Consider the following 5,530-nt stretch of genomic DNA (forward strand, 5'->3'; position numbering starts at 1 on the left):
CCTCTGGCGTGCCTCGGGGTGCCGGCGCGCTCAGCCGCCGGACTTGCGACGGAACATCTGCTGGGCCTTGGCGGGGCCGTGCGCACCGTGCACCTTGGTGCGGTCGTGGTCATCGGAGACGTCCTTGCCGCCGTGCGCGTGCTTCTTGTCGAGTGCGGCCCGGAACTTGGCCTTCATCTCCTCGCTCGGACCGCTGGATGCGCCATCCTGATTCGACATTCGAGAACCTCCTGTGTGCTGTGGCGCCGGATCCGGCACGGACTGAACATCTTTCACCCTGTCAGCGAACCGGGGACCGGTCCACTCCCTTTCTCTGCACCTCACCGGCGACGAGCCGACGAGGACGTATGCCGCGTGCCCGGGTCAGGCGTCCCCCTGCCGGCGGCGCCTGCTCCACTCACGCATCCGGTTCGGGTAGCCGGTCTGGTTGACGTCGTAGACCGGGACGCCGAGCCTGTGGCTGATCTCGAACCCGTCCTTGGGCGAGGTCACCGCGCGGCGCGTCCACTCGCCGTCCCAGGCGATGAGCACGATCGTCGTCGGCGTGACGCTCGTGGCGGGCTCGACGTAGGCCTCGACCCCGAGACGGGACTCGACGAACGACCGCAGGTGCTGCTCGACCGCCTTGCGATCGATCTCCATCTTCGGCCCGTCGGAGCGGCCGGGACGCGTGTCGCCCTTGCGGCCGCCGCGACGTGAGAACCAGCCCATGTCGGCACTGTACGTGGTTGCGCCGTGCACACGGGGGCAGCACGCGCGGGGGGTGACGACCTGCCTGTGCCGTCTCACAGGATCAATGACAAGATGCTGTTGCACGACCGGCCGTACGCTCACTCGCGCGTACTCCCGCACGTCCCCCGCTCGGCTGCTGCACGACGGCAGGAGCGGACGACCCACCCCGAAGGAGCACATCCACATGCCGGCTGCTGCCGCCAGCGACTACGACGTCGTCATCCTCGGTGGGGGCTCGGGCGGCTACGCCTGCGCCCTCCGGTCGGCAGAGCTGGGGCTCTCGGTGGCACTCGTCGAGAAGGGCAAGCTGGGCGGCACGTGCCTGCACCAGGGCTGCATCCCCACCAAGGCGCTGCTCCACGCCGCCGAGGTCGCCGACGTCGCGCGCGAGGGTGCGCAGTTCGGGGTCAAGACGACGTTCGAGTCCGTCGACATGACGGGTGTCAACGCCTACAAGGACGGGGTCGTCTCCCGACTGCACAAGGGCCTCCAGGGCCTCGTCAAGGCCGCCACCATCGACTACGTCGAGGGCGCGGGCGTCCTCGACGGTCCGCACACCGTGGTCGTGGGTGACCGTCGGCTCACGGGCCGCAACGTCGTGCTCGCGACGGGCAGCTACGCGAAGTCGCTGCCAGGTCTCGAGATCGGCGGCCGCATCATGACGAGCGAGCAGGCCCTCACCATCGACCACGTGCCGGCGCGCGTCGTCGTACTGGGCGGCGGCGTCATCGGAGTCGAGTTCGCCTCCGTCTTCAAGAGCTTCGGCGCCGAGGTGACGGTCGTCGAGGCCCTGCCTCGTCTGGTCGCCGCCGAGGACGAGGCCATCAGCAAGCAGCTCGAGCGGTCGTTCCGCAAGCGCAAGATCTCGTTCAAGACCGGCGTCCGCTTCGCCGGCGCGACCCAGCAGGGTGACGTCGTGACCGTCTCGCTCGAGTCGGGCGAGAGCATCGAGGCCGACCTGCTCCTCGTGGCCGTCGGCCGTGGTCCGGTCACCGAGGGGCYGGGCTACGAGGCGGCCGGCATCACCGTCGACCGCGGCTTCGTGCCCACCGACGACCGACTGCACACCAACGTCGAGGGCGTCTATGCCGTCGGCGACATCGTCCCCGGCCTCCAGCTCGCGCACCGCGGCTTCGCCCAGGGCATCTTCGTCGCCGAGGAGATCGCCGGCCTCACGCCGGCGCCCATCGTCGAGAGCGGCATCCCGCGCGTGACCTACTGCGACCCGGAGATCGCGAGCGTCGGCCTGACCGAGGCCCAGGCGCGCGAGAAGCACGGCGACGTCGCGACGTACGAGTACAACCTCGGCGGCAACGGCAAGTCCCAGATCCTCGGCACCCAAGGCTTCGTCAAGCTCGTGCGCCAGGTCGACGGACCCGTGGTCGGCGTCCACATGATCGGTGCCCGGATGGCTGAGCAGATCGGCGAGGCACAGCTCATCGTCAACTGGGAGGCACACCCGGAGGACGTCGCCGGTCTCATCCACGCGCACCCCACACAGAACGAAGCGCTCGGCGAGGCACACTTGGCCTTGGCGGGCAAGCCCCTGCACGCACACGCTTGAGCCAGAAACTGGGAAGAGGAGAAAACACGTCATGTCAGAACGCGTGACCATGCCGGCCCTGGGTGAGTCAGTCACCGAGGGGACCGTCACCCGCTGGCTGAAGAACGTCGGTGACCGCATCGAGGTCGACGAGCCGCTGCTCGAGGTCTCGACGGACAAGGTCGACACGGAGATCCCCTCTCCCGTGGCGGGCACCCTCCAGGAGATCCTCGCCCAGGAGGACGACACCGTCCCCGTCGGCGCCGACCTCGCCGTCATCGGCGACGGGAGCGCCCCGGCCTCCGGTGGCGACACGCCGGCCGCCGAGTCGCAGGAGGAGCCCGAGGAGGCCCCCCAGCCGGCGGCAGCCCCGGCGCCCGAGGCACCGAGCACCGAGCAGGAGCCCCAGGCCGCCACGAGCGAGCCCGAGGCCGCGCAGGCCGAACAGCCGCAGGCGGCCGCATCGTCCTCCTCCGGCGGCGAGGGCCAGACGGTGACGATGCCCGCTCTCGGTGAGTCGGTCACCGAGGGCACCGTCACGCGCTGGCTGAAGTCCGAGGGCGACGAGGTCGCCGTCGACGAGCCGCTGCTCGAGGTCTCGACCGACAAGGTCGACACCGAGATCCCGTCACCGGTCGCAGGCACCCTGACGAAGATCCTCGTCCAGGAGGACGACACGGTGCCCGTCGGCGCCGACCTGGCCGTCATCGGTGGCAGCGCGCCCGCCGCAGCCGCCGAGCCCGAGCCCCAGAAGGCACCCGAGCCCGAGAAGGCGCCCGAGCCCGAGCCCCAGAAGGCACCGGAGCCGGCCGCCGAGGCCCCGGCGGCTCCCAAGGCTCCCGCACAGGAGACGTCGGAGGAGGCGAGCCAGGAGGCCGCCGGCAAGCCGGCCGACGCCGAGCGTCCCCCGGCCCAGCAGTCGCCCGAGGCGGCCGCGCCGGCCGTTGCACCGTCGCGCGACGACGCCGCTGCCTACGTCACCCCGCTCGTGCGCAAGCTCGCGAACCAGCACGCTGTCGACCTCTCCGCCATCACCGGCACCGGGGTGGGCGGCCGCATCCGCAAGCAGGACGTGCTCGACGCGGCAGAGGCCGCCAAGGCTCCGGCCGAGCCCGCCCCGGCAGCACAGCCGGCCGCGTCCGCCGCACCGGCAGCCCCGGCTGCGTCTGCGGCACCGAGCGTGACCGCGTCGGTCTCGCCGAAGCGTGGCACCCGGGAGAAGATGAGCCGGCTGCGCAAGGTCATCGCCACGCGCATGGTCGAGTCGCTGCAGGTGTCCGCCCAGCTGACCACCGTYGTCGAGGTCGACCTGACCAGGGTGGCGCGCCTGCGGGCCAAGGTGAAGAGCGACTTCGAGGCCCGCGAGGGCACGAAGCTCAGCTTCCTGCCCTTCCTCGCCCTCGCCGCGACCGAGGCGCTCAAGGCGCACCCGATGGTCAACGCGAGCATCGAGGGCGACGAGGTCGTCTACCACGGCAGCGAGAACCTCTCCATCGCGGTCGACACCGAGAAGGGTCTCATCGTCCCGGTCGTCAAGAACGCCGGCGACCTCAACATCGCCGGCCTCGCCCGTGCGATCGCCGACGTCGCCGCGCGCACGCGCAGCAACAAGATCACGCCTGACGACCTCGCCGGTGGCACCTTCACGATCACCAACACCGGCAGCCGTGGCGCACTGTTCGACACACCCATCATCAACCAGCCGCAGGTGGCCATCCTCGGCACCGGCGCGATCGTCAAGCGTCCCGTCGTCGTCACCGACGCCGACGGCGGCGAGACCATCGCGATCCGCTCGATGATGTACCTCGCGCTGTCCTACGACCACCGCATCGTCGACGGGGCGGACGCCGCTCGCTTCCTCGGCACGATGAAGGCACGGCTCGAAGAGGGCCAGTTCGAGGCCTGAGGTCCACCAGCGTGAGGAGCACGCCATGACGAAGCGCGTCGCCGTCACCGGCTCGTCCGGTCTGATCGGCGGCGCGCTTCGTCGTGCGCTCGCAGAGCGGGGTGACGAGGTCCTCCGCCTCGTGCGCCACTCCCCCGCAGCCCCCGACGAGATCCGGTGGGATCCCGCCCGCGGCCGTCTCGACGAGGCTGCGCTGGACGGGGTCGACGCGGTCGTCAACCTCGCCGGTGTCGGCATCGGCGACCGTCGCTGGAACCCCGAGCACAAGCGTGAGGTCGAGCGGTCGCGCACCGACGCCACCGGCACGGTCGTCCAGGCCCTCGTCGCGCACCGTGACCGCACCGGCGAGGCGGTCCGTCTCGTCAACGCCTCAGCGGTCGGCTACTACGGTGACCGCGGCGAGGAGCACCTCACGGAGACGAGTGCGCCGGGCCAGGACTACCTCTCGGGCGTCGTCGTGCGCTGGGAGGGCGCGGCGCAGCCGGCCGTCGAGGCCGGGCTGCCCGTCGCGTTCGTCCGCACCGGTCTCGTCATGGCGCACCACGGCGGCGCCTTCGAGCAGGTGGTGCTGCTCGGCCGGCTGGGCCTCGGCGGACCGATGGCGTCGGGCCGCGAGTGGTGGCCGTGGATCACCCTCGTCGACGAGGTGCGGGCCATCCTGCACCTCATCGACCGGCCCGAGCTCACCGGACCGTTCAACCTCGCCGCGCCCGGGTCCGCTCGCCAACGGGAGATCGCGGCGGCCATCGGCTCTGCGCTCTCGCGTCCGGCGTTCGTCCCGGCGCCCCACTTCGCGCTGCGTGCCGTTCTCGGCGAGTTCGCCGACTACGTCATCGCCAGCCAGCGCGTCGAGCCCGCGGCGCTGCTGGCGTCCGGGTTCACCTTCGAGCACCCCGATCTCGAGGGCGCGGTCAGGTGGCTGGTGCGGCGCTGATCGCACTGATCCGCCACCCCTGCCCTCCGCGCACGAGGCGGAAGTCGAGCTGACGCCCGACATCGGCGGCCCTGTCGACGCGGCCGCCCGCGGACGTGACGAGGACGTATGCCGTCCAGTCGACCCGGGCGCGCACCACCGCCTCCGAGGGCGAGCCGGAGACGAACACGGCCCGGGCCACCTCGAGCCGAAGCCCCTCCCACCGGATGCGGGCGTCCCTGAGCCCCGAGATGAGGGTCCGGTCGCTGGCGAGACTCGGCGAACCAGGTGCGTGGACGCCCCCCAGCGCAGCCTCGTCGCGGGCGACCAGCGCGGCGGCGCGGCGGTCGCTGAGGGCCTGCAGCAGCTCCTCGGCCCGCGCAGCCGGACTCGTCGCGTCGTGGAGCACGCGGTCGGCGGCCGGCGCGGGTGGCGG

At 71.7% G+C, this 5,530-nt stretch carries 6 protein-coding genes; 3 read left to right on the forward strand and 3 right to left on the reverse strand.

Annotated elements, in window-relative coordinates; translation table 11 throughout:
• Window positions 1-30 precede the first annotated feature (30 nt).
• The gene (locus AC1DP0_RS17395) at window positions 31-219 is read right to left on the reverse strand and encodes a DUF5302 domain-containing protein (protein ID WP_478086752.1); all 189 of its coding nucleotides are present in this window, start codon (window positions 217-219) and stop codon (window positions 31-33) included.
• A gap of 144 nt (window positions 220-363) precedes the next feature.
• Entirely contained in the window at window positions 364-711 is a 348-nt protein-coding gene (locus tag AC1DP0_RS17400) for a hypothetical protein (protein WP_478086754.1), read from the reverse strand.
• Window positions 712-916: 205 nt separating this feature from the next.
• Here AC1DP0_RS17400 and lpdA point away from each other — a divergent pair, with 205 nt between their 5' ends.
• The 3 genes from lpdA to AC1DP0_RS17415 are packed head-to-tail and all read left to right on the forward strand — an operon-like array spanning window position 917 to window position 5,115.
• On the forward strand, window positions 917-2,296 hold the full coding sequence (gene lpdA, locus AC1DP0_RS17405) for a dihydrolipoyl dehydrogenase (RefSeq protein WP_478086756.1): 1,380 nt from the start codon (window positions 917-919) through the stop codon (window positions 2,294-2,296).
• A gap of 31 nt (window positions 2,297-2,327) precedes the next feature.
• Window positions 2,328-4,181: a 2-oxoglutarate dehydrogenase, E2 component, dihydrolipoamide succinyltransferase gene (gene sucB / locus AC1DP0_RS17410; RefSeq protein WP_478086758.1), complete on the forward strand. Its 1,854-nt coding sequence runs from the start codon at window positions 2,328-2,330 to the stop codon at window positions 4,179-4,181.
• Window positions 4,182-4,206: 25 nt separating this feature from the next.
• Window positions 4,207-5,115, forward strand: a complete 909-nt coding sequence (locus AC1DP0_RS17415) for a TIGR01777 family oxidoreductase (protein WP_478086760.1) — start codon at window positions 4,207-4,209, stop codon at window positions 5,113-5,115.
• On the opposite strand, the gene AC1DP0_RS17420 is transcribed toward AC1DP0_RS17415, so the two are convergent.
• Window positions 5,093-5,530 (reverse strand): hypothetical protein (locus AC1DP0_RS17420; RefSeq protein WP_478086762.1); only part of this gene is annotated, 438 nt, incomplete at its 5' end. The two genes, AC1DP0_RS17415 and AC1DP0_RS17420, sit on opposite strands and share 23 nt — an antisense overlap.

The organism is Terrabacter sp. P5_B1 (genome assembly GCF_056400505.1).

Excerpts from the sequence above, each read along its gene's own strand:
- AC1DP0_RS17395 (WP_478086752.1), bottom strand. The coding sequence starts at position 219 with ATGTCGAATCAGGATGGCGCATCCAGCGGTCCGAGCGAGGAGATGAAG.
- AC1DP0_RS17400 (WP_478086754.1), bottom strand. The coding sequence starts at position 711 with ATGGGCTGGTTCTCACGTCGCGGCGGCCGCAAGGGCGACACGCGTCCC.
- AC1DP0_RS17415 (WP_478086760.1), top strand. The coding sequence starts at position 4,207 with ATGACGAAGCGCGTCGCCGTCACCGGCTCGTCCGGTCTGATCGGCGGC.